This is a genomic window from Planosporangium mesophilum, from assembly GCF_016863255.1.
GTDB classification, from domain to species: Bacteria; Actinomycetota; Actinomycetes; order Mycobacteriales; family Micromonosporaceae; genus Planosporangium; species Planosporangium mesophilum.
On the sequence record NZ_BOON01000006.1, the window covers coordinates 232273 to 255261 of the forward strand.

Annotated in this window: 21 protein-coding genes; 7 read left to right on the forward strand and 14 right to left on the reverse strand. The window is 70.0% G+C overall.

What is annotated here, in order from left to right; all coding sequences use genetic code 11:
- Window positions 1-11: 11 nt before the first annotated feature.
- The gene (gene pstB, locus Pme01_RS04935; RefSeq protein WP_168112445.1) at window positions 12-788 is read left to right on the forward strand and encodes a phosphate ABC transporter ATP-binding protein PstB; all 777 of its coding nucleotides are present in this window, start codon (window positions 12-14) and stop codon (window positions 786-788) included.
- 78 nt (window positions 789-866) lie between these two features.
- Here the strand turns inward: pstB and Pme01_RS04940 are convergent, their stop codons facing one another.
- Complete coding sequence (locus Pme01_RS04940; RefSeq protein WP_168112444.1) at window positions 867-1673, reverse strand: NUDIX hydrolase; 807 nt, start codon at window positions 1671-1673, stop codon at window positions 867-869.
- Window positions 1674-1789: 116 nt separating this feature from the next.
- On the opposite strand from Pme01_RS04940, the gene Pme01_RS04945 reads away from it, so the two are divergent.
- Window positions 1790-2770, forward strand: coding sequence for a Gfo/Idh/MocA family protein (locus tag Pme01_RS04945; RefSeq protein WP_168112443.1), 981 nt, complete (start codon window positions 1790-1792; stop codon window positions 2768-2770).
- 6 nt (window positions 2771-2776) lie between these two features.
- On the opposite strand, the gene Pme01_RS04950 is transcribed toward Pme01_RS04945, so the two are convergent.
- The 3 genes from Pme01_RS04950 to Pme01_RS04960 form a co-directional block, all read right to left on the reverse strand.
- Window positions 2777-3739 (reverse strand): inorganic phosphate transporter, encoded by a 963-nt coding sequence (locus Pme01_RS04950; protein WP_205863612.1) that lies wholly within the window; start codon window positions 3737-3739, stop codon window positions 2777-2779.
- Between the two features lie 48 nt (window positions 3740-3787).
- Window positions 3788-4414, reverse strand: coding sequence for a DUF47 domain-containing protein (locus Pme01_RS04955; protein ID WP_168112441.1), 627 nt, complete (start codon window positions 4412-4414; stop codon window positions 3788-3790).
- Window positions 4415-4668: 254 nt separating this feature from the next.
- A complete protein-coding gene (locus Pme01_RS04960) occupies window positions 4669-5202 on the reverse strand; it encodes a DUF402 domain-containing protein (protein ID WP_203935430.1) in 534 nt (177 codons plus the stop codon).
- A gap of 116 nt (window positions 5203-5318) precedes the next feature.
- Here Pme01_RS04960 and Pme01_RS04965 point away from each other — a divergent pair, with 116 nt between their 5' ends.
- On the forward strand, window positions 5319-7430 hold the full coding sequence (locus Pme01_RS04965) for an ATP-dependent DNA helicase (protein ID WP_168112440.1): 2112 nt from the start codon (window positions 5319-5321) through the stop codon (window positions 7428-7430).
- Here Pme01_RS04965 and Pme01_RS04970 read toward each other — a convergent pair.
- The gene (locus Pme01_RS04970) at window positions 7423-8616 is read right to left on the reverse strand and encodes an AI-2E family transporter (RefSeq protein ID WP_373315448.1); all 1194 of its coding nucleotides are present in this window, start codon (window positions 8614-8616) and stop codon (window positions 7423-7425) included. The genes Pme01_RS04965 and Pme01_RS04970 overlap by 8 nt on opposite strands.
- Before the next feature lie 233 nt (window positions 8617-8849).
- Between Pme01_RS04970 and Pme01_RS04975 the strand changes: the two genes are divergently transcribed.
- Window positions 8850-9146 carry a GroES family chaperonin gene (locus Pme01_RS04975; protein WP_168113345.1) on the forward strand — a complete coding sequence of 99 codons (297 nt, stop codon included), beginning with the start codon at window positions 8850-8852 and terminating at the stop codon, window positions 9144-9146.
- Here the strand turns inward: Pme01_RS04975 and Pme01_RS04980 are convergent.
- From Pme01_RS04980 to ligD (Pme01_RS04990), 3 genes are read right to left on the reverse strand one after another with little or no spacing between them, the layout of a single operon-like run.
- Window positions 9137-10570: a PrsW family intramembrane metalloprotease gene (locus tag Pme01_RS04980; protein ID WP_203935431.1), complete on the reverse strand. Its 1434-nt coding sequence runs from the start codon at window positions 10568-10570 to the stop codon at window positions 9137-9139. The genes Pme01_RS04975 and Pme01_RS04980 overlap by 10 nt on opposite strands.
- A 56-nt stretch (window positions 10571-10626) precedes the next feature.
- Window positions 10627-11526 (reverse strand): non-homologous end-joining DNA ligase, encoded by a 900-nt coding sequence (gene ligD, locus Pme01_RS04985; protein ID WP_168112438.1) that lies wholly within the window; start codon window positions 11524-11526, stop codon window positions 10627-10629.
- Window positions 11519-12451 (reverse strand): non-homologous end-joining DNA ligase, encoded by a 933-nt coding sequence (ligD, locus tag Pme01_RS04990; RefSeq protein ID WP_373315449.1) that lies wholly within the window; start codon window positions 12449-12451, stop codon window positions 11519-11521. The genes ligD (Pme01_RS04985) and ligD (Pme01_RS04990) overlap by 8 nt, the downstream gene beginning before the upstream one ends.
- A 171-nt stretch (window positions 12452-12622) precedes the next feature.
- Here ligD (Pme01_RS04990) and ku point away from each other — a divergent pair, with 171 nt between their 5' ends.
- On the forward strand, window positions 12623-13669 hold the full coding sequence (gene ku / locus Pme01_RS04995) for a non-homologous end joining protein Ku (RefSeq protein WP_168112437.1): 1047 nt from the start codon (window positions 12623-12625) through the stop codon (window positions 13667-13669).
- Between the two features lie 37 nt (window positions 13670-13706).
- On the opposite strand, the gene Pme01_RS05000 is transcribed toward ku, so the two are convergent.
- The 4 genes from Pme01_RS05000 to Pme01_RS05015 all read right to left on the reverse strand — a co-directional run bounded on the left by Pme01_RS05000 (window position 13707) and on the right by Pme01_RS05015 (window position 18830).
- Entirely contained in the window at window positions 13707-14891 is a 1185-nt protein-coding gene (locus tag Pme01_RS05000) for a methyl-accepting chemotaxis protein (protein ID WP_168112436.1), read from the reverse strand.
- A 74-nt stretch (window positions 14892-14965) separates the two neighbouring features.
- On the reverse strand, window positions 14966-16597 hold the full coding sequence (locus tag Pme01_RS05005) for a fatty acid--CoA ligase (RefSeq protein WP_203935433.1): 1632 nt from the start codon (window positions 16595-16597) through the stop codon (window positions 14966-14968).
- Window positions 16598-16740: 143 nt separating this feature from the next.
- Window positions 16741-18363 carry an MDR family MFS transporter gene (locus tag Pme01_RS05010; RefSeq protein ID WP_168112434.1) on the reverse strand — a complete coding sequence of 541 codons (1623 nt, stop codon included), beginning with the start codon at window positions 18361-18363 and terminating at the stop codon, window positions 16741-16743.
- Complete coding sequence (locus Pme01_RS05015; protein WP_168112433.1) at window positions 18360-18830, reverse strand: MarR family winged helix-turn-helix transcriptional regulator; 471 nt, start codon at window positions 18828-18830, stop codon at window positions 18360-18362. Before Pme01_RS05015 ends, Pme01_RS05010 begins: the two co-directional genes overlap by 4 nt.
- A gap of 417 nt (window positions 18831-19247) precedes the next feature.
- Between Pme01_RS05015 and Pme01_RS05020 the strand changes: the two genes are divergently transcribed.
- Window positions 19248-20312 carry a YVTN family beta-propeller repeat protein gene (locus Pme01_RS05020; RefSeq protein ID WP_168112432.1) on the forward strand — a complete coding sequence of 355 codons (1065 nt, stop codon included), beginning with the start codon at window positions 19248-19250 and terminating at the stop codon, window positions 20310-20312.
- A 160-nt stretch (window positions 20313-20472) separates the two neighbouring features.
- On the forward strand, window positions 20473-21474 hold the full coding sequence (locus Pme01_RS05025; RefSeq protein WP_168112431.1) for a YncE family protein: 1002 nt from the start codon (window positions 20473-20475) through the stop codon (window positions 21472-21474).
- 106 nt (window positions 21475-21580) lie between these two features.
- Here Pme01_RS05025 and Pme01_RS05030 read toward each other — a convergent pair whose 3' ends face one another.
- Both Pme01_RS05030 and Pme01_RS05035 read right to left on the reverse strand, forming a co-directional pair.
- Complete coding sequence (locus Pme01_RS05030; RefSeq protein WP_168112430.1) at window positions 21581-21835, reverse strand: Smr/MutS family protein; 255 nt, start codon at window positions 21833-21835, stop codon at window positions 21581-21583.
- 280 nt (window positions 21836-22115) lie between these two features.
- Window positions 22116-22481 carry an STAS domain-containing protein gene (locus Pme01_RS05035; RefSeq protein WP_168112429.1) on the reverse strand — a complete coding sequence of 122 codons (366 nt, stop codon included), beginning with the start codon at window positions 22479-22481 and terminating at the stop codon, window positions 22116-22118.
- Window positions 22482-22989 lie beyond the last annotated feature (508 nt).

A 22989-nucleotide genomic window follows, 5' to 3' on the forward strand; every position in this document is an offset into this window, starting at 1 on the left:
GAGTGCGCACCATGGCCAAGCGCATCGAAGCCGTCAACGTCTCGGCGTACTACGGTTCGTTCCGGGCGATCGACAACATCACGATGACGATCGAGCCCAAGTCCGTGACGGCCCTGATCGGGCCGTCCGGCTGCGGGAAGTCGACCTTCCTGCGGTCGATCAACCGCATGCACGAGGTACTGCCGGGCGCGAAGGTCGACGGCCAGTTGATGATCGACGGGCAGAACATCTACGACCGCGACATCGACGTGACGGCCGTACGCCGCACGATCGGCATGGTGTTCCAGCGGCCCAACCCGTTCCCGACCATGTCCATCTACGACAACGTGGTCGCCGGGTTGAAGCTCAACGGGGTGCGCCGCAAGGCCGCCCTGGACGACGCCTGCGAGAAGGCCCTGCGCGGCGCCAACCTCTGGAACGAGGTGAAGGACCGCCTGAACCGGCCGGGCGCCGGCCTGTCCGGTGGACAGCAGCAGCGGCTCTGCATCGCCCGGGCCATCGCGGTCGAGCCGCAGGTCGTACTGATGGACGAGCCGTGCTCGGCCCTCGACCCGATCTCGACGCTCGCGATCGAGGACCTCATCGCCGAGCTGAAGAACCAGTACACGATCGTGATCGTGACCCACAACATGCAGCAGGCCGCCCGGGTCTCCGACCGGACCGGCTTCTTCTCGATCGACTCCACCGGCGAGCCGGGTCGCCTCATCGAGTACGACGACACGGCGAAGATCTTCACCAACCCGTCGGTGAAGCGGACCGAGGACTACATCACCGGCCGCTTCGGCTGATCCGCGCCGTTGCCTGACGGCGGGGCCGCACCGGGTGGTGCGGCCCCGCCGCCCTTGTCAGTCCCAAGGATGACGCTGTCAGTCCGTCGGGATCACCAGGCGCCCCTCCGCGGCGTCGAGGTCGATGTAGGGCCGCACCGGCGTCGTCACGTCGCGCTCCGAGCGCATGGCGTCGTCCACGGTCGGGTACCCGCGCAGGCCGCGCAGCGTCACCACGGTCGGCGGCAGCATGAGCAGGTTGGTCAGGTCCTCCGGCCGCCCCCAGACGACGTGCTCGGCCTCGCCGCCCACGTCGCGGGTGACCTGCCGCTCCGGCAGCCGGGCCAGGAAGAAGTACGTGTCGTAGCGCCGGGGCTCGAACTCCGGCGTCAGCCACCGCGCCCACGGCGTCAGCAGGTCGCTGCGTACGACCAGGCCACGCTCGGCGAGCAGCTCGGCGAAGCCGATCTCGCGCGCGATGAGCGCCACCCGAGCCGACTCCCACTCCTCGCCGGAGACGTCGCCGACGACCGTCGAGGCGTCCGGGCCGGCCAGCAGGACCCCCGACTCCTCGAACACCTCGCGGACGGCCGCGCTGACGACCGCGCGGGCCGACGGCTCGTCCAGCCCGAGCCGGGCCGCCCACTCGGCCGGGGGCGGCCCCGCCCAGGCCGGCTGTACGGCGGCGTCGCGAGGGTCGACCGTACCGCCGGGGAAGGCGTGCATGCCGGCGGCGAAGGCCATGGTCGAGGCCCGGCGCATCAGGTACACCTCGGGGCCGAGGTCCCCGGTGCGCAGCAGCAGGACCGTGCTCGCCAGCTTCGGGGTCACGGGCTCCGCGCCGGCATCGTAGAAGTCGAGGGCATGCTTGCGCAGCCCGGCCGGCACCGGGAAGTACTCAGTCACGTCGCGAGCCTATCGTTCTTGATCGTCACGACTTCCCTTGAGTTGTGGCCCCGCCGGGCTGCGGCGACCACGACTTTCGACACGTTGTGACGATCTTCGACGGCTAGGGTGTGACCATGAGCGATCCGATCCGCTGGGGGATCCTGGCCACCGGCGCCATCGCGCGCGCCTTCGTCGCCGACCTCTCGCTGGTGCCCGACGCCGAGGTGGCCGCGGTCGGCTCGCGCAGCCAGGAGGCGGCCGACCGGTTCGCGGCGGCGCGGGGGATCCCCCGCGCGTACGGCTCCTGGCAGGACCTCGCCAGCGACCCCGACATCGACGTCGTCTACGTGGCCACCCCGCACTCGGCCCACTACGCCGCCGCCCTGACCTGCCTGCGGGCGGGCAAGGCGGTGCTCTGCGAGAAGCCGCTGACCCTCAACCTCGCCCAGGCCGAGGAGCTGGTGGAGACCGCCCGCGCGGCCGGTGTCTTCCTGATGGAGGCGATGTGGATGCGGTGTATCCCGGCGATCCACACGCTCTGTGGCCTGATCGCCGACGGGGCGATCGGGGAGGTGACCGCGGTCCACGCCGACTTCGGCATCGCCGACCCGGTGGAGGCCACGCACCGGCTACGCGCCCCCGAACTGGGCGGTGGCGCCCTGCTGGACCTCGGCGTCTACCCGGTGACCTTCGCGCACCTCATCCTCGGCGCCCCCGACCACGTCGAGGGCTGGGCGCGTCTGTCCCCCGAAGGCGTCGACGAGAACACCGGCATGACCTTCGGGTACGCGTCCGGAGCGCTCGCCTCGCTCACCTGCTCCCTGGTCGGCGACTCGGCCCGCACCGCCACCGTCACCGGTACCCGCGGGCGCGTCGAGCTGCCTCGCGACTTCTACCGGGCGGCCGGCTTCACCCTGGTACGGGGTGAAGCCGCGCCCGAGTACATCCCGGTCCCGTTCGACGGCCTGGGGTACCACTTCGAGGCCGCCGAGGTGCAGCGCTGCCTGCGTGAAGGGCTCACCGAGAGCCCGGTCGTACCGCTGGCAGAGACGCTCGCGGTGATGTCGACCCTCGACGCCGTCCGGGACCGGATCGGCGTCGAGTACCCCGCCTGAGCCGCCTTACCGGAAGAGCGGGCGGACCAGGAAGTACGCCAGGACCGCGATCGTCGCCGCCGCCGGGAACGTCAGGATCCACGCCGCCACGATGTTGCCGGCGACGCCCCACCGTACCGAGGACAGCCGCTTGGTCGCGCCCACACCCATGATCGCGGAGGTGATGGTGTGCGTGGTCGAGATCGGCGCCTTGAGCACCAGCGCGTTGAAGAAGAGCACCGCACTGGCCACCGTCTCGGCGGCGAAGCCCTCGGCCGGGCCGAGGTCGATCACGCGGCGGCCGAGGGTACGGATGATGCGCCAGCCGCCCGAGTAGGTGCCCAGCGCCAGCACCGTGGCCGACGTGATGAACACCCACCAGGGGATGTGGTCGCGGCTGGTCTGGAAACCGCCGGTGTACAGCGCCAGTACGATGATGCCCATCGTCTTCGCCGCGTCCTGCATGCCGTGGCCGACCGCCATCGCGGTCGCGGAGACGGTCTGCGCGACCCGGAAGCCCCGGTTGAGCTTCGCCGGGTGACCCTTCCGGAAGATCCACAGGACCGCCAGCATCACCAGGAAGCCGAGGACGAGGCCGACGATCGGCGACAGCACCATCGGGATGATCACCTTGGTCGTGATGATCTCCCAGTGCACCACGCCGTCGGCGGCGAACAGGGTGGCGCCGACCAGTCCACCGAAAAGCGCGTGCGACGAGGACGACGGCAGCCCGAAGTACCAGGTGATGAGGTTCCAGGCGATGGCGCCGAGCACCCCGGAGAACACCACGCCGAGGCTGGCCGTCCCCTTGGGCAGGGTGACCAGCCCCTCGCCCACGGTCTTCGCGACCCCGGCGCCGAAGTAGGCGCCGACGAGGTTGCCGACGGCCGCCACCGCGAGGGCGACCCGCGGCGTCAGCGCGCGGGTCGACACCGAGGTGGCGATGGCGTTGGCCGCGTCGTGGAAGCCGTTGGTGTAGTCGAAGACCATCGAGACTGCGATGACCGCGAGGACCGCGACGAATGCTGCGGTCACGCGTCAGGACTCCTTCACTGCGATGGTCTCGACCGTGTTCGCCACGTGCTCGAACGCGTCGCAGGCCGCCTCCAGCTCGTCGGCGACCTCCTTCATCTTCAGGACGGTCAGCGCGTCGTACTCGCCGGAGAACAGGCGCACCAGCAGCATCCGGTAGGCCCGGTCGCCCTCGTTCTCCAGCCGGTTGCACTCCACCCAGTACTCGCTGAGGTCCTTCATGGTCTTCAGCCGCGGCATCGCGGCGGCGGTCAGCTTGGCCTGCTGGTCGAGCACGTCGACGATCTCGTGCACCTCCCGGGGCAGCGACGGCAGCTTGGTCAGCCCGTACAGGTAGAGCAGGCTACCCACGGCCTCCAGGTGGTCCATCACGTCGTCGAGCAGCGACCCGAGCCGGTAGATGTCCTCCCGGTCGAACGGCGTGATGAACGACGTGTTGATCTTTTTGTACAGCTCGTGGGTGATCGCATCACTGTCGTGCTCGACCTCGACCAGCCGCTCGCTGATCGACTGCACGTCGGCGCCGGGTAGGGCCAACTCGTTGAGCAGCTCGGTGCCCCGGACGAGGTTCGCCGCGGCCTTGCTGAAGAACTCGTAGAACGCGTCGTCACTGGGACGCAGCTTGAATCGCACGGTCTGACCTCGTCACGACGATGGGATGCCGTTTGGCACGATGGGGCTTCACGAATGCTAGGCAACGCTGAAATCGTCCGTGCGCCCGCCTTCACCGGTCCATTCCAACACCCGGACAAATACCCGTAGTTGGCACCGGTCCCACAGCTCATGCCGCGGCCGGCGCCGCAGCCGAATGCGTGGCAGGGAAGTCCTCCTCCATGAACGGTCACGGGGAGGAGGGCGGCGGCGCTACGGATGTGACGTGTCGCGCGTCACGCGACGTGGATCTGGCCGAAGTCCCGGGCCACCACGTCCAACCAGCGCTGGTACACGCGATCGAAAGGCTCGATGCGCTCGGTCAGGGCGGTGGCCAACTCCTCGGCGGCGGCCCAGGCCCGGTCGATGACCTCGGGTGGGTACCCGTACCGCACCTGGTGCACGGCGAACTCGTCCTCGTCGAGGATCTGCACGGTGCCGGTACGGCGCCGCCGCACGTCCAGGTCGAGATCCACCATGGTCACCACGTCGGGGGTGGGCCAGGTCGGCACGGTGGTGATGTCGCAGTACACGTCGGTGCGGTGCGGGGCGGCGTTGAACAGCGCGGTCCACCAGCCGTCCCGGGGGAACAGCATCACGTGGTCGTGCTCGGCCGGGTTGACCCGCTGCTCGCCCCGCGACACCGGCGTGCCCGCCGCACCGCCGACCCAGACGCCGAACTCGTCCTCGCCCAGGAGGCGACCCGGTTGGTTCCAGTGCAACGAGCCGTCGTACTTGCGATACACCACCCGTACGAGATCGCCTGCCACGAGACCACCCTATCGATCATCCTCGCTGACCGGACGCGCCATGAGGCGCGCATCGACGCATGTTGACCAAGATTCGCGCGTGCGGGTTACGCGCGTGCACACGGCCGCAAGACACCATGCCAAGCGTACGCGTCGCGCACAAGTCGGTACCGAACGTGGGTTTGGCCTGTGGACAACGAACACCACGCTGTGGACAACCGACCAACGGTCGTGTTGAGCGGGTAGCCTGCCTTCCCGTGACCGCCGCGACCACCTCCCCCGCCGCCCGCCGTGACCGCCGCGATCGGCCCGGCGTCGCAGAGTTGCTCGCCGCCGCCGTCGGCGCGGTGCCCAGCGGGGTCGACCGGCCGGGCCAGCGGCAGATGGCCGAGGCGGTCGCGCACGCGGCCGACTCCGGCGAACACCTCCTGGTGCAGGCCGGCACCGGTACCGGCAAGTCGCTGGCGTACCTGGTCCCGGCGCTGCTGGTGGACGGGCCGGTGGTGGTGTCGACCGCGACGCTCGCGCTCCAGTCCCAGCTCGTCGACCACGACCTGCCGCGGCTGACGGAGGCCGTCGAGCCGCTGCTCGGCCGTCGCCCCACCTTCGCCGTGCTCAAGGGCCGCCACCACTACGTGTGCATGGCCCGGCTGGACAACAGCTCGGCCGACGAGCCCGGCGACACCCTCTTCGGTGGCAACGACGGCGGCGGCACCAAGTGGCTCGGCGAGGCCGGCCGGCTGGGCAAGCAGATCCAGCGGCTGCGCGACTGGGCGATGGAGACCGACACCGGCGACCGGGACGAACTGGACCCGGGCGTCGACGACTCGGCCTGGCGGCTGGCGTCGATGCCGGCGCGCGAGTGCGTCGGGGCCGCCCGCTGCCCGTACGGCAACGAGTGCTTCGCCGAGGCGGCCCGGCAACGGGCCCGGGAAGCCGACATCGTCGTCACCAACCACAGCCTGCTCGCCATCGACATGCTCGCGGGCCGGCACATCGTGCCGCCGCACAAGCTGCTCATCGTGGACGAGGCGCACGAGCTCGCCGACCGGGTCTCCTCGGCGGCGCAGGCCGAACTGTCGCCCGACGCGCTGGACCGGGCGGCCCGGCGGACCCGTACCCACATCGACGCGGAGAACTACGAGGGACTGGTCGAGGCGGGCGACGCCCTCGCCGTCGGGCTCGCCGACGTGCCGGCGGGGCGGCTCACCACGGGACTTCCCCCGGCGCTCGCGGAGGCGCTGACCCTGCTCGACGGCGCCACCCGGCGGTGCCTGGACAACATCGGGGAGGTCAAGTCCGACGACCCGGACCCGGTGCGCAAGCAGCAGTCCAAGGCGGTCCTGACCGACCTGTCCAACACGGCGCAGCGACTGCTGGAGTTCTCCGCGCACGACGTCGCGTGGGTGGAGAAGGACGACCGGGGCCGGCGCGCGGTCGTCGTCGCACCCCTGTCGGTCGCCGGTACGCTCTCCACCCACCTGTACGACGAGCGCACCGTCGTCGCCGCGTCGGCGACGCTCGCCCTGGGCGGCAAGTTCGACACCGTCGCCAAGGGCCTCGGACTCGACGACGAGACCGACTGGACCTCGCTCGACGTCGGATCGCCGTTCGACTATCCCCGCCAGGGCATCCTGTACGTGGCCGCGCACCTGCCGCGCCCGACCGCCTCCGGCCTGTCGGAGCCGGCCGCCGAGGAGATGGTCGGGCTCGTCGAGGCCCTCGGCGGGCGTGCGCTCGGGCTCTTCTCCAGCCGCCGCGCGGCCGAACGCGCCGCCGAGGTGCTGCGCGAGCGCACCGACCTGACGATCCTCCTGCAGGGCGAGGAGGCGCTGCCGCTGCTGGTCCGCCGCTTCCGCGAAGACCGCAACAGCTGCCTGCTCGGCGTCATGTCGCTGTGGCAGGGCGTGGACGTACCGGGCGACGCGTGCCAACTGGTCCTCATCGACCGGCTGCCGTTCCCCCGCCCCGACGAGCCGCTCGCCGCGGCCCGGTCGGCGGCGGTCGACGCGGCCGGCGGCTCGGGCTTCGCGGCGGTCAGCGTGCCGATCGCGGCCGTACGCCTGGCGCAGGGCGCCGGCCGGCTGATCCGGAGCGCCGGCGACCGCGGTGTGGTCGCGGTGCTCGACTCCCGGCTCGAGACGGCGAAGGGGTACGGCGGCTTCCTGCGCCGCACCCTGCCGCCGTTCTGGTACACCACCAAGCCCGAGGTGGTACGGGCCGCCCTGAAGCGACTCGGCGCTAGTTGACCGTCGTCTGGGCCGGGCGGTCGTTGGGAGGCAGCACGACCTCGTCGGGTGGCATCACGACGGGCTGCGCCACCGTCTGACGGTGGTGGCCCACGAGCCGCCGGATCGCCGTGTTCAGGATGGCGACCAGCGGCACGGCGATCAGCGCACCCATGATCCCGGCCAGCAGCAGGCCGGTCGCGATGGCGAGGATGACCGCGAGCGGATGGATCGCCACCGCGCGCCCCATGATGAGCGGCTGGAGGATGTGCCCCTCCAACTGCTGGACGAGGACGACCGCGGCCAACACCAGCAGCGCCGAGACCCAGTCCTTGGTGACCAGTGCCACCAGGACGGCGACCGCGCCCGACACGGTCGCGCCGACGATCGGGATGAAGGCGCCGAGGAACACCAGCGCGGCGAGCGGGAACGCCAGTTGCACCCGCAGCCCGGCCAGGGCCAGGCCGATGCCGACCGCGTCGATGAACGCCACCAGGACGGTGGCGCGCACGTACGAGACGAGCGTCGACCAGGACGCCTCGCCCGCCGCTCCCAACGGTTCGCGGGCCATCGACGGCAGCAGACCGACGACGAATTGCCAGATACGTCGGCCGTCGCGCAGGAAGAAGAATGTGGTGAACAGCACCAGAAGCGTCGTGAAGAGCACATCGACGGCGGTGGTGGCGGTCGACAGCGCGCCGCTCGTCAGCGTGTCGCGGTGGCTGTTGAGCCAGTTCTGCGCGGCGTCGGCGATGCCGGTGAGCTGGTCGTTGGACAGGTGCAGCGGCCCGGTACGCAGGCTGCGCTGGATGGTGCGGATGCCTTCGGTGGCGTTCGCGGCCAGCGCCGGGAACGAGTTGACGAACTGGGTGACCACGAGCGTCAGTACGCCACCGACTGCGGCGACGCCGCCGATGAGTACGACGGCCACCGCCAGCGACCGCGGTAGCCGCACCCGTCGGCGCAGCCAGCCGACCGCCGGCGCCAGCAGCGCCGACAACAGCAGCGCGATGCTCACCGGGATCAGGACGTCCTTGAGCCGCCCGACCAGCCATAAGACCAGCGCGGCTGCGGCGGCCAGCACGAGCAGCCGCCACGACCAGGCGGTCGCGATGCGCAGACCTCGGGGCACTGCCTCGTCGTCGCGGCTGGTCACCGTGGGCGGCGCCAGTGGCGCAGGCGAGGGCTCGACCGGTACCGGATCCACGGCGGGCTCCTGGAGATCGGGGGGCGTCACTTCACGGGCGGGTCTAATCGCCGCATACGCCCGACGAATGTTCGCGCGCACTTGCTCAAACTGAGCCAACGGGACCTCCTCCCCCTCACAGTAGTGGTTGGGGGCACACCTACCGGATCGTGAAACACCGGTGGCGAGGTACCGTCACTTTCGTGACTGCCGCACCATCGCCCGCCGAAACCGAGAACGGCCTCCCGATCCGGATGCTTCACGACCGCGTCCTCGTCCGCCTGGAGGGCGACGAGGGCGAGCGCCGGTCGGCGGCGGGCATCGTCATTCCCGCCACCGCAGCCGTCGGCCGCCGGTTGGCCTGGGCCACCGCCGTGGGGGTCGGGCCGCACGTGCGCTCGATCGTCACCGGCGACCGGGTCCTGTTCGACCCGGACGACCGCTCCGAGGTCGAGCTCCACGGCAGGCAGTACGTCCTGCTGCGCGAGCGCGACGTGCACGCCGTTGCCGCGCCGCGGGTGGAGCCCGACGCGACCGGCCTCTACCTGTAACCGGTCTGCCAGCCCGGATACCCCGGGTATGCCTGTGACGGGTACGCGGGGGGCGGGTACGCCGGGGGCGTCAGCACCACCGGCACCGGCACGACCGGCTGCTCCGGGGCGTCGAGCGCCCGTACCGCGCCGTCGGGCAACGTCACGTGGTACCGCGCACCGTCCCAGACCGCGCGAGGCGCGTACGGGTCGCGGCCGGCGAAGACCTTGCGGTACGCGTCGATCGCGGTGAGCAGCCGGCGCTCCTCGGCCAGCGTTTCGTCGACCTCGCCGGGCCCGAGGCCGACGCCTCGGCGCATCCCGTCGCGCAGCAGCGCCAGCCTGGTCGCGTCGAACTGGTACGCCCGCATCGCCTTGGCGCCGGGGTCACCGGCGACCCGGCGAGCCCAGCGGCGGGCGGCCAACCGCCGGCCGAGGGTACCGAGCGCCGCCGCCTCCGGCGGGGAGAACCAACCCGCGTGCACGTAGTCGCCGATCACCCGCTCGGTCAGCCTGCCCTCGGCGCCACGCAGCCACAGGACGAACCCGACCATCCCGAGGAAGATCGGCATCATCACCGCGAAGTACCCGTACAGCATGATCAGCATCTGCTCGGACTGCACGGCGAGCGTGGACATCAGGTTCCAGGTGCCGTGCAGCATCATCGCGACGATCAGCCCGGCGAGCGGCGCGAGCCAGCGCACCCGGCGGTCGGCGGCCCGGGCGGCGACGCCCAGCCCGATGCCGGTCATCGAGGTGAACAGCGGATGGGCGAAGCCGCTCATCAGGATCCGGGCGATGAACACCGCGACCACGGCGGTGGCGCCCGCCAGCGGGCCGTTCTTGTCGGCGTTCGCCGCGTACCCGTGCCCGCCGAGGTAGAGGATGTTCTCCACCATCGCGAACCCGGTGGCCGACAGTCCGCAGTAGACGATCGCGTCGATCAGACCGGAGAAGGTACGGCGTCGCACGGCGAACAGCAGCATCGGGCCGAGCGCCTTCATCGTCTCCTCGACGAACGGTGCCACCAGCACGGCGACCAGCCCGTCCGGCAGCCCCCATTGCGAGAACAGCCTGCTGGCCATGGTGTTGACGAGGAGGGCGATGCCGGTCGCCACGCAGGCGCCCCAGCCGAAGCAGAACGCCAAGTACTTGACCGGCTCCGGTTCGTAGCGGTCCAGCCAGAGGAACGAGAAGACCAGCAGCGGTACCGGCAAGATCGCCGCCACGATGCCGACCGTCAGCGCGACCGGGCCGATCTGCCATCCGACGTACGTCAGCACCGCGAGACCGCTGAGTGCGATCAGGGCGATCACGCCGCCGAGCAGCGCGCCCCGGCGCCAGTCCAGCCGCTTCGGCGGCGGGGGCGCGGCGGCGAGGACCATTCCCGGGCTCGGGTACGCCTGGGTCGGGTTGGGGGTCCCGCCGGGTGGAAGGTCACTCATCCCGTCAGCCTAGTCAGGGCGGCCGTGCGGCAGGTCCCCCGCACGACCACCCTTCGTCAAGCCGGCACCCTGGGACCCGGCTCGCACAGGCCGGCCATCAGGTCGCCGTACTTGTCCACCCGCTTGAGCACGGCCGGCGCGGTCAGCTTGGCCGGTACCACCCTCATGGACTCGACCTCTTCCCACCGCAGCGGCGTCGACACCGTCGGCGTCGGCTGGGCCCGCAGCGAGTACGGCGTGACCGTCGTCTTCGCCGCGTTGTTCTGGCTCCAGTCGATGAAGACCTTGCCCGGGCGCAGGCTCCTGGTCATCCGGGACAGAACCAGATCCGGATGGGCGCGCTCCAGCTCCCGCGCGATGCGCTTGGCGTACGCGCTGACCTCGTCGGCCGACTGCTCCCCCGAGATCGGGCAGGCGAGCTGCATCCCCTTCTTGCCGGAGGTCTTCGGGTACGAGTCGATCCCGTCGTCCGCGAGGCGGTCCCGCATGAGCAGCGCCACCTGGCAGCACTCCTTGATACCGGCCGGCGGGCCCGGGTCGAGGTCGACGATCAGCCGGTCGGGCCCGTCGGAGTCGACCCTCCACTGCGGGGTGTGCAGCTCCAGGGCGGCGAGGTTGGCCAACCAGACCAGGGTGGGCAGGTCGTCGCAGACGACGTACTCGACCATCTCCCGCTCCTTGGTGGAGCCGGGCGAGGGCAGCGTCACGGTCCGGACCCACTCCGGGGTACCGGCGGGGGCGTTCTTCTCGAAGAAGCCCTTGCCCGCGACGCCGTTCGGGTACCGGATCCGGGTCACCGGGCGGTCGCGCAGGTGCGGCAGGATCGCCGGGGCGACCCGGGTGTAGTAGTCGATGACCTCGCCCTTGGTGAAGCCGGCCTCCGGGTAGAGAACCTTGTCCAGGTTGGACAGCTCCAACTCCCGGCCGTCCACCTTGACCGTCACCCGATCACTCATCGACCACTTCTTCCGGAGCCTTGTCCCGCCGCAGCCGTAGGAAGCGGGGGAACCTCAGCCGCCCGTCGCGGGTACGCTGCGAAAACTTGACCTCGACCACCACCTGGGGTCGTACCCAGATCGCGGTCCGGGAATCCTCCCGGGGCAGCGGCTGCTCGAACGGCGGGGCGGCGGTGATCAGCGGCCTCAGCTCCGCGACCAGCTCCCGCTGAGCCGCGTCGGAGATCCCTCCGCCGACCCGCCCCCGGAAGACGAGGCCGCCCGGCGCCGGTACGCCTACCAGCAGCCCACCGATGGGGCGGACCCCCGGTCGCCAGCCGCCCACCACGAAGTCGCCGGTCAGCTCCGACTTCACCTTGACCCAGTCCGGCGAGCGCAGTCCCGGCCGGTACGGGGCGGCCAGCCGCTTGGCGACCACGCCCTCCAGCCCGTGCTCGCGGCTCGCCGCCCGGGTGGCCGGGCCGTCGTCGAACGCCGGCGGCACCAACCACCGGCCGCCGGGCGGGCCCAGCTCGTCCAGCAGGGCGCGGCGCTCCGCGTACGGCACCTCGAGCAGGTCGACGCCGGCGAACCGGAGCACATCGAAGATCAGGTACGTCACCGGGATCGTGGCCGCCAGCCGGGCCGCCTTGTGCTTGTCGCGTACGTGCATCCGCTCGGCCAGGTCGCGAAAGGACGGCCGGCCGGCGGCGTTCATGACGACGATCTCCCCGTCGAAGACCGCGTCGCCCACGTCCGTCGCGGCGGTGAGCTCGGGGTACCCGGCGCTGATGTCGTTGCCGCGACGGCCGAAGAGCCGGACGCCCCGCTCGTCGCAGACCGCGATCGCGCGGACCCCGTCCCACTTCAGCTCGTACCCCCAGCCCGGACCGGCCGGGAGCGCACCCGCCGTGGCGAGCATGGGCGCGAATGGCGAGCCGGACACACCTCGATGCTAAGGGTTCACCGCGAGCCGTCGATGGATGGTCAGAACGGCGAATACCTCGCGCTGAGCGCGTCTCCGATGCGATCCTGGACAGGCTGGCTGCTCAGGGGACGTATCGGCGGCGTCCGGCGGGGGTAGTAGCCAACGGCGGGATTGAAGGGGGTAACGGGGATGCGGTCCATCTGGAAGGGGGCGGTCTCGTTCGGGCTGGTGTCCATCTCGGTCAAGCTGTACTCGGCCACCGAGGAGAAGGACATCCGCTTCCACCAGGTCCACCGCAGCGACGGTGGCCGGATCCGCTACAAGCGGACCTGTTCGGTGTGCGGCGAGGAGGTCACCTACGACGACATCGCCAAGGGGTACGACCTCGGCGGCGGCGAGATGGTGATCCTCACCGATGAGGACTTCGCCGACCTGCCCCTGACCACGAGCCGCGCGATCGACGTGCTGGAGTTCGTACCCGCCGAGCAGATCGATCCGATCCTGTACGCCAAGGCGTACTACCTGGAGCCCGACAAGTCGGCAACCAAGCCGTACGCGCTGCTGCGCGATGCCCTGACCAGCACCGACCGGGTCGCGGTCGTGAAGGTGGCGCTGCGCCAGCGTGAGCAGTTGGCGGCCCTGCGGGTACGCGACGGCGTGCTCGTCCTGAACACCATGCTGTGGCCCGACGAGGTGCGCAAACCCGACTTCGAGTTCCTCGGCGACGACGTCGAGGCGCGGCCGGCGGAACTGGCGATGGCCGGCTCGCTGATCGAGTCGATGGCGGCGGACTTCGACCCGGACCAGTACACCGACAACTACCGGGCGGCTCTGCAGGAGGTCATCGACGCGAAGGTCGACGGCCGTGAGGTGGTCGCTCCCGAGGAGGAGGAGCCGGCCCAGACCGGCGCGGTCGACCTGATGGCCGCGCTGCGCGCCTCGGTCGAGCGCGCCCGGCGCGCCCGTGGCGAGTCGGCCGGCGGCGACGCGGGCGAGCCGACCCCGATCAGCTCCGCCCGCTCCGCGGCCAAGAAGACCGCGAAGGCCGCACCGGCTGCGGCAACCAAGAAGACGGCGGCAGCCAAGAAGGCGACCCCGGCCAAGAAGACCGCGGTGGCAAAGAAGACCGAGCCGGCGAAGAAGACGGCAGCGGCGAAGAAGGCCGAACCCGCCAAGAAGAGCGCGGCGAAGAAGGCGACACCGGCCAAGAAGGCAGCCGCCCGCAAGTCCGCCTAGAGCCGACCGTCGGTACCCATGATCCTGAAGGATTCGGTCAGGAGAAGCGGGCGGCCAGGTCGCGCAGGCGGCCGGCGGTCGAGGTCAGGTCGGTAACCGTACGGAGGGTCTCCGCCGATACGCCGCGCACCTCCTCGGCGGCCCGCCCGGCGCCCCCGATCGCGTCGCCGATCCGGGCCGAGGTGTCGCTGACCGTACCGGCGCCCTGCGCCATGGCACCGATCGCAGCGGTCTGCTCCTCGATCGCGCCGGCGATGCTGACCTGGTGCTCGCCGATGAGCCGGATGACGTCGGCGAAGCCGGTCACCGCGGCGACGGCCTCGTCGGTGTCGTGCTGGATGGCGTCCACCCGCCGGGAGATCTCCTCCGTGGCGTCGGCCGTCATCTGCGCCAGCTCCTTCACCTCACCGGCCACGATCGCGAAGCCGCGCCCGGCCTCGCCGGCCCGGGCCGCCTCGATGGTGGCGTTCAGGGCCAGCAGGTTGGTCTGGGCGGCGATCGCGTTGATGGACCGCACCACCTCACCGATGGCCAGGCTGGATTCCCGCAGCCGGGCCACGTTGGCCGTGGCCTCCTCGACGTTCGCCACGGCGTCGTCGGTCGAGCGGGACACCGCGGTGGTGTTGGCGCTGACCTCCCCGATGGCCTGACGCAACTGCTCGGTACCGGTGGCGATCGACTCCACCTCGTGGTTCGCCCGGCGGGCCGACTCCGTCGCCGTCCCCAGCTCGACCGCGGTCGCCTCGGCCGCCGAGGCCATGGTCGCGCTGACGGCCTCCAGGTCGACGGACGACCTGTCCAGCTCATCGATGGCCTGCCGCATGCCGCGTACCGTCGTCTCGAACTGGGTGATCATGGTGTTGAACGCGACGCCCATCTGGTGCAGCTCGTCCTTACCGGCGATGGTCATCCGGGGTGACAGATCACCGGTGGCGGCGATTGCGATCACCCGGGCGGCGTGCTTCAGCGCCCCGATGACGCTGACCCACGTCGACGCCTGCATGAACAGGCCGACCGGCACGAGCACGATCGGCACCCACAGCGCCAGCGCGGCCAGGAGGTCGAGCTCGGCGCGGGCGGCCGAGCCGGCCGGCAGTGCCGCGGCGATCGAATGCGCGACCGACCGGGCGTACAGGCCGAAACCGATGAAGCCGCCGACGAGCAGGAGTATGGCGATAGCGGAGCGCAGCTTGACCGGTAAACGGCCGACCAGAGCGAACACGGGAACCTCCACCGGGTACGGGTTGATTGGATATCGACGGGACCCGTACCCGACAGTAGGTCATGTGAGACAGATCACTCCCGTACCTGAAGGACGTCCAGCGCGCCCTCGGCGTACTGAGCGCGCAGCACCTTCTTGTCGAACTTGCCGACACTGGTCTTCGGCACCGCCGCGATGAACGCCCAGCGCTCCGGCAACTGCCAGTGGGCGACCTTGGCCCCGAGGAACTCCCGCAGCTCGTCGGCGGTCGCCGTGGCACCCTCCCGGAGCACGACGGTCGCGAACGGACGCTCGCTCCACTTCTCGTCGGGCACGCCGACGACGCACGCCTCCAGTACGGCCGGGTGCGCCATCAGGGCGTTCTCCAGGTCGACCGAGCTGATCCACTCGCCGCCGGACTTGATGACGTCCTTGGCCCGGTCGGTCAGCGTCAGGTAGCCGTCCGCCGACAGGGTGCCGACGTCACCGGTACGCAGCCAGCCGTCGTGGAACTTGTCCGGGTCCGGCTCGCTCTCCCCCAGGTACCGCTCGGTGATCCACGGTCCACGGACCTCCAGCTCACCCACGGCCTTGCCGTCGGAGGGCATCGCCTCGCCGAGCGGGCCGACGATGCGGGCCTCCACCGCGGCCGGGACCCGCCCCTGGGTGTACCGGTAGGCCCACGCCTCCTCGCCGGTCGCACCGGCCGGCGGTCGGGCGACCGACCCCAGCGGGGACATCTCGGTCATGCCCCAGGCGTGGACGATCTCGATGCCGTACCGCTCGGAGAAGGCGTGCATGAGCGCCGGCGGACAGGCCGAGCCGCCGACCACCACCTCCTTGAGCGACGAGACGTCGGCCGGGTGGTTCTCCAGGTACGCGAGCAGGTCGGTCCAGATCGTCGGTACCGCGCCGCCGTGGGTCGGCTTCTCCTGCTCGATCATGGTGGCGAGCGGGGCGGCCTGCAGGAACCGGTCCGGCATCAGCAGCGACGCGCCGCCCATGAAGGACGCGTACGGCAGGCCCCAGGCCATCGCGTGGAACATCGGCACGATGACCAGCTCACGGTCGGTCGGGCCGAGTCCGAACGTCTCGGCCATGCACACCTCCATCGAGTGCAGCCAGATGGAGCGGTGCGAGTAGGCCACACCCTTGGGGTTGCCGGTGGTACCGGAGGTGTAGCAGAGCGCGGCGGCGTCGTTCTCGTCAACGGCCGGCCACTCGTACCGGTCCGGCTTGCCGGCGAGCAGGTCGTCCCAGCGGTGGACGGTCACGTGCGACGCCGCCGCCAGGGGCGCGGCGTCGCCGGGGCCGACCACGATCACGTGCTCGACCGTCGTCAGCTCCGGGAGGACCCGGGCCAGCAGCGGAACCAGCGTCCCGTCGACGATGACGACCTTGTCCTCGGCGTGGGTCGCGATGTAGGTGAGCTGCTCCGGGAAGAGCCTGATGTTGAGGGTGTGCAGCACGGCGCCCATGCTCGGCACCGCGAAGTACGCGATGAGGTGCTCCGCGTTGTTCCACATGAACGTGCCGACCCGCTGGTCACCGGTGACGCCGAGGTCGTCGCGGAGCGCGTGGGCGAGCCGCGCCGCCTGGCGACCGACCTCCGCGAAGGTGGTCCGGCGCGGGCCGGACTCCGCACCGGTCCAGGTGATCACCTCGGCGGTGCCGTGAACCGAACGGCCATGCTCCAGAAGCCGCGAGATCAGCAGCGGCGAGGGCATCATCGTGCTCTTCATACCCAGAAGTTAGTGGTCGAGGTCACAGATCCGGAAGGGCCGATCGGTCAGGTCCACCAAATGGTGATCAAGCAAAACGACGGGCTGTGCGGCACCCGCACAACCCGTCGTCGACGTTCTCCGTACCGTCACATCATGGACGCGGCCTTGGCCTCCATCTCGGCGGCGGCATCCGCGTCGCCCGCGGCCGGCGTGGCGCCGCCGCCCTTCAGTTCGCTGTCGGGCAGCGCGACGCAGAGGACCACCGCGATCAGCGACACCGCGGCCGAGACGAGGAACAGCGGGTGCAGCGCGGTGACGAAGCCCTCCTCGATCGCCCGGCGTACCAGGTCCGGCAGCTCCTTGATCGACTTGGGGTCGTTGATCGAAATGCCGTGGGCCATCGCGCCGGCCATCTTCTGCTGTACCTGCGCCGGCAGCTGGCCGATCGCCTCAGCGACCCGGGGCTGGAGCTCGGCCGCCAACCGGTTGGTCATGATGGCACCGAGGGCCGCCACGCCGAACGAGCCGCCGAGCGACCGGAAGAAGGTCGCCGCGGACGTACCCGCGCCCATGTCCCGGATGTGGAGGCCGTTCTGCACGGCGAGGACCAGCGGCTGCATCGCGAGGCCGAGGCCGAGGCCGATGACGAGCATCGGGATGAACGATTTCCACAGCGCGGTGTCCACCCCGATAGCGGCGAACATCGCCAGGCCGCCCGCCATCACCAGCGTGCCGACGACCGGGAACCACTTGTACCGGCCGAGCTTGCTGATCATCCGCCCGGAGACGATCGAGGCGAAGATGATGCCGATCGTCATCGGCAGCATCATCAGCCCGGAGCTCGTCGGGGTCGCACCCTTGACGATCTGCAGGTAAAGCGGCACGTAGATGATCGAGCCGAACATGCCGAAGCCGAGGATGAAGCCGGCGAGGTTGGCGATGGAGAAGGTCGAGCTGCGGAACAGCCGCAGTGGCAGGATCGGCTCGCTGGCGCGCGCCTCGACGAACACGAACATGACGCTCAGCACGGCGCCGACAGCGAGCAGGCCGATGATCACCGGTGAGCTCCACGGATACCCGTTGGGCTCCTTCTGGCCGCCCCAGGACAGGGCCAGCAGGATCGCGCTCACGCCCGTCACCAGGAGCGCGGCGCCCAGCCAGTCGATCTTGTGCTCACGCCGCTCGTGCGGCAGCAGCCCCAGCACGTGGTTGGACAGGAACAACGCGACGATGCCGATCGGCAGGTTGATGTAGAAGATCCAGCGCCAGTCGTGCTCTGCGAAGTACCCGCCGACCAGCGGGCCGGCCACCGACGACAGGCCGAAGACGGCGCCGAACAGGCCCTGGTAGCGGCCCCGGTCCCGGGGCGGCACCGCGTCCGAGATGATCGTGAACGCGAGCGTCATCAGGCCGCCGGCGCCCAGACCCTGGATGCCGCGGAACGCGATCAGCGACACCATGTTCTGCGAGAGGCCGGCGAGCAGCGAGCCCACCAGGAACGTGACGATCGCGAACAGGAAGACCGGGCGCCGGCCGTACAGGTCGCTGACCTTCCCGTACAGCGGCGTGGAGGCCGTCGAGGCCAGCAGGTAGGCCGTGACCACCCAGGAGTAGTGCTCGATCCCGCCCAGCTTGCCGATGATGGTCGGCAGCGCCGTACCGACGATCGTCTGGTCGAGCGCGGCCAGCAGCATTCCGGCCATCAGGCCGCTCATCAGCAGCAGGATCTGCCGATGAGTGAGTGGGGGACGTTCGGTCGTGGTCGTCATTCGCTCTCCATCCCGGCACCAGCCGGCGAGTTCTTTTCCATGGCCTCGGTCAGCCGGGCGAAGAGTCGTGCGAACTCCCGCCGTTCGGCCGATGTCCAGTCCGCCAGGAGCCCCTTGAGGGCGCCCAGCCACGTGTTCCGGTGCGCGACGAAGACGTCCATCCCGGTCGCGGTTGCTTCGATCAGGCTCGCCCGGCGATCCGTCGGATCCTGCGTACGCCGTACCAGGGCGGCCGCCTCCAGCGCCGCCACCTGGCGACTCACCGTCGACGGGTCGACGCACAGGCCTGAGGCCAGCGTCGAGAGCCGCTGCGGACCACCACCGGCGATCCGGGCGAGCACCCCGTACGCGGCCCGCTCGAGCGAGGGGCCCGGTGCGTCGAGGTGGGCGGCCTGGTAGAGCCGCTCCGCGCGGCGAAAGAAGAGGCCGAACTGCTGACCGATCGCGATGTACTCGTCGTCGGTCACGCCCACCCCCCCTCGATACTTGGTTGATACAAGCATCGGCAGAGCGGACGGTGGGCTCAAATGATTTTGGTGCGAGCTACATCACCGACGGCCGGCCGCTCCGGTGGCTACCCCGTGGCTGCCGGCTTACCCGCGACGCCGTACATCGCCCTCCCGATCATCACGATCGGATTCCTCGGCTGGATGAGCGTCCTGTACCTGACCGTACGCCGGCGCAGCATCGCGATCGCCCGCTCCTCGGCCGGCTACTTCGCACTCGTCGCCGCGTACGTGATCTCCACATCGGACGACCCGGCCTGCCGCGGCGCCGCCTCGCCGGCTTCCCCACCCCACGAGGCGTCTGCCGCGCCAGCGGTTGCGATCAGTCACGCCCGGTGTTGGAGTGCTGGTGTCCTAAAAGGGCGGAAAGGAAACTAGATGACACTTATTGGATATAGACGTAATTCTAGGAAACTGATCCCATGGCTGAGGACCGCGGCGCTGCTGACCATGCTGGCGGCCCTCGCAGTGCCGGCGGGCATGGCCGTTCCGGCCCCGGCCAGCGCCAGCGTGTTCGACCCGGAGATCGCCTACGTCGCGAACGGAAACTCCGGCACCATTTCGATGATCGGCACGCGTACCAACACGGTCATCGGCACCATCCCGGTCGGCAAGGGCCCGTTCCGCATGGCGGTCACTCCGGACCACCGCCGGATGTACGTGACCGATCAAAGCCCTAGTCCTGGCCTGGTGTCGGTACTCGACATGGCGACCGGCGCCGTCACCGCCACCATCCCCGTCAGCGGCATGGCCCAGGGGGTGGCGCTCACTCCGGACGGCACCCGCGCCTACGTCGCCACCTTCATGGACAGCAAGATTTGGGTGATCGACACGGCGACCAACACCGTCACCGGCACCATCGACGTCGCGAGGCGGCCGGTCGAGGTGGTGATGGCGCCGGACGGCAGGCACGCCTACGTCAGCGGCCTGTTCGGCAACGCCGTGTCGGTGATCGACACCAGCACCAACACGGTCACCGCCACCATCCCGATCGACCACAACCCGGTCGGCCTCGCGATCACGTCGGACAGCAGGCACCTCTACGTCACCAGCCTGTACGGCAACACCGTGTCCGTGATCGACACCAGCACCAACACGGTCACCGCCACCATCCCGGTCGGCAACAAGCCGGTCGGCGTGACGCTCCACCCGTGGGGCCATCGCGCCTATGTCACCAACGTCCTCGACGACACCGTGTCCGTGATCAACACCTTCACCAACACCGTCATCGCCACCATCCCGGTCACTGACAGCCCCGTCAACGTGGCATTCACGCCGGACGGTATCCAGGCCTACGTCACGACCTGGTACAGCGAGACCCAGGAGCACGGCACCGTGACGGTGATCAACACCCTCGTCAACAGGACCGTCAAGACGATCCCCCTGGGCGTGCGCCCCGAGGGCGTGGTCGTCGTCAAGAACACCCGATGCGGCTGCCTCTGATCGCCGCCCACGAGCGGGCCTCGGCAAGCCTGGCTGCTACGCCGAGGCCCCCGTTGGCGCCCGGCGGCGCTCGTTTTGCACCGGCCGGCGTACCGCCGCTGTTGCGATCAACCACCCGGCATGGTGCAGTCCGGGGGATTTGATGGTTCAAGGGGGTAACGTGGAATATATACGCAAGTGGATGATTATCGACCGGTTCAGGGCCAGGATCGCCGCGTTCATAGCCGTGTCGGCGGCACTCACGGTCCTGGCCGACCTGAGCACGGCACCCCCGGCCAGCGCGGCCGGGTGTGGACAGTTCGCGTACGTGGCCAACCTCCGCAACGGCACCCTGTCGGTAATCGACACCCGCACCAATGCCGTCAGCGGCATCGCCGGCTTCGACTATCCGGCAGGCGTGGCGGTCACCCGGCGCGGTACCCGCGCCTACGTCACCAACCGCCACAACAACACGGTCTCGGTCATCGACACCCGCACCAACACCGTCACCGCGACCATCACCGGCTTCAACGACCCGTGGGCGGTGGCGGCCGCCCCGGACGGCGGCCGGGTCTACGTCACCAACCGCCTTAGCGGCGCCGTCTCCGTCATCGACACCCGTACCAACACCGTCAGCGCCACCATCACCGGCTTCAGCGACCCGTACAGCGTCGCCGTCAGCCCGGTCGGCGGCCGGGCCTACGTCGCCGACCGCCTCAGCGGGACCGTGTCAATGATCAACACCCGTACCGACACCGTCGGCGCCACCGTCACCGGCTTCCACGAGCCGTACAGCGTGGCCGTCAGCCCGGTCGGTGGCCGGGTGTACGTCACCGACCGCGGTGACAGCACCGTATCGGTGATCGACGCCTGGACGGGCACGATCACCAATACCTACCTCGGCCTCCACGACCCGTACAGCGTGGCCGTCAGTCCGTACGGCGACCGCGTGTACGTCACCAACCGGGACGGTGGGGTCGTATCGGTGATCGACACCCGCACCAACGCGGTCACCACGATCGACGGCTTCCACGACCCGGTAGGCGTGGCCATCGCCCCGGACGGTCGTCACGGGTACGTCACCAACCCCGCCGCCGGGACCGTGTCGGTGCTCGACATCCGCACCAACGCCGTCACCACGATCAACGGCTTCAGCCATCCGCTCGGGGTGGCCGTCGCCTGACCGTCATGATCCACTCATCGGCCGCGCGCCGCCGACGGCGAAATCCGAGCACGACTCTCGAGCCGATGAGCTCCGCCCGCGCTGCCGGGCCCGCCCGGTTTCGGCGTTACTTCCATTTGAAATGTACGAACAGGCGCCCGAAGTTCTTGGAGTCCTTCTCGACCCGGTGGTACTGGGCCTTGATCTCCTTCTGATCGAGGAACCGCAGGACCCGCTTCTTGAGCTGACCGGAGCCCTTCCCCGGGATGATCTCCACGAGAGCGGCCTTCTTCGCGACCGCCTCGGCGATGATCCCGTTCAGCGCCCGCTCGATGTCGCCGCTCCGGTTGTAGATGTCGTGCAGGTCCAGCTTGAGCTTCACGCGCCCCCCTCCGGCATCCGCCCAGCTTACGCGGCTGGCAAAAACCGTTGCGGGCCTCCGGAGCGCCTCATAGGGTGGGCGTACACGGGAAAGGAGGTGGTCCAAAGTTGTGTAGTTGTTGGACTCGTGAGGTGACTGCGCGCTAGTCGCCGTCCTCTGGACTCTCAGTAGTCGGACCGCACGGCGGCTCGGCTAATTCGAAGCAGTTACCCGACCCCCGGGGTCCGGCCCTTGTCCAGCCGGTCCGTGCACCAGCGTGTACGGAGCCCCGGGGGTCGCCCTATTTCCCGACCGCTTTCCCGTCCGCGGCCGCCAGGCTCTCGTAGACCCCGGTCACCTCGAGCACGTTGCGAACGCTGCCGTGGCAGTTCTGTACGCCGAAGCCGGCGCCCCGGTCGCGCGCGGCGTGAAGGCCACCGATGATCGCGGCGATGCCGCTCGAGTCGAGAAATCGCAGCGACTCGAAGTCGAGCATCAGTTGCTTCACGCCCTGCTCATCGAGGATCTCGCTGATCGCGCCGCGTAGCTGGTCGACCGTGCTGATGTCCACCTCGCCGCTGACGCTCAGCCGGATCACGCCGTGACTGGTGGTCGACCGGGCCAGGCCCAACCGCCTCGACTCCACCCCGTAATCCGCGGCACTCATCGACACTCCTCGCACGAGCGGCGGACCGCCTGTCGACGGTCACGGATCCGAACAGTACCGGCTCGCCCCGGTCACGTCGGGTCATTCGATCAGGTGCGTTCCGTACGAAGAACGCGTCACAGCGTTGCCAGCAGGTCGTCGAGCCGGCGCCGAAGCCCGTCACGTCGAGGTCCGCCCGGACGACCACATTGCCGTCCCAAAGATTGAAACGTACGAGTACCGCTGCCACCTCGTCGAGCACGGCCGAACGTCGCTCCACCGCAGCGGCGATCCGGCCCGCGGGAGCGCCGCAGGTCGACCCCGAGACGGCCAGCTTGTCGATTTCGGTCTCGGCGAGCCAGCAGCTCGTACCCGCCGATGTCCTGCCTCCACGTGCGGGCACTCCTCGTACGAATCCGCCGGGAGCGGACCGTTCGAGTGCGGTTCGGTTGCGGCGCCGCTCGGCACTGAGGCTTTCGGCCGCGATACAACCGGCTCGCAACTGAACGCCACCGGAAGCAGCACCCAC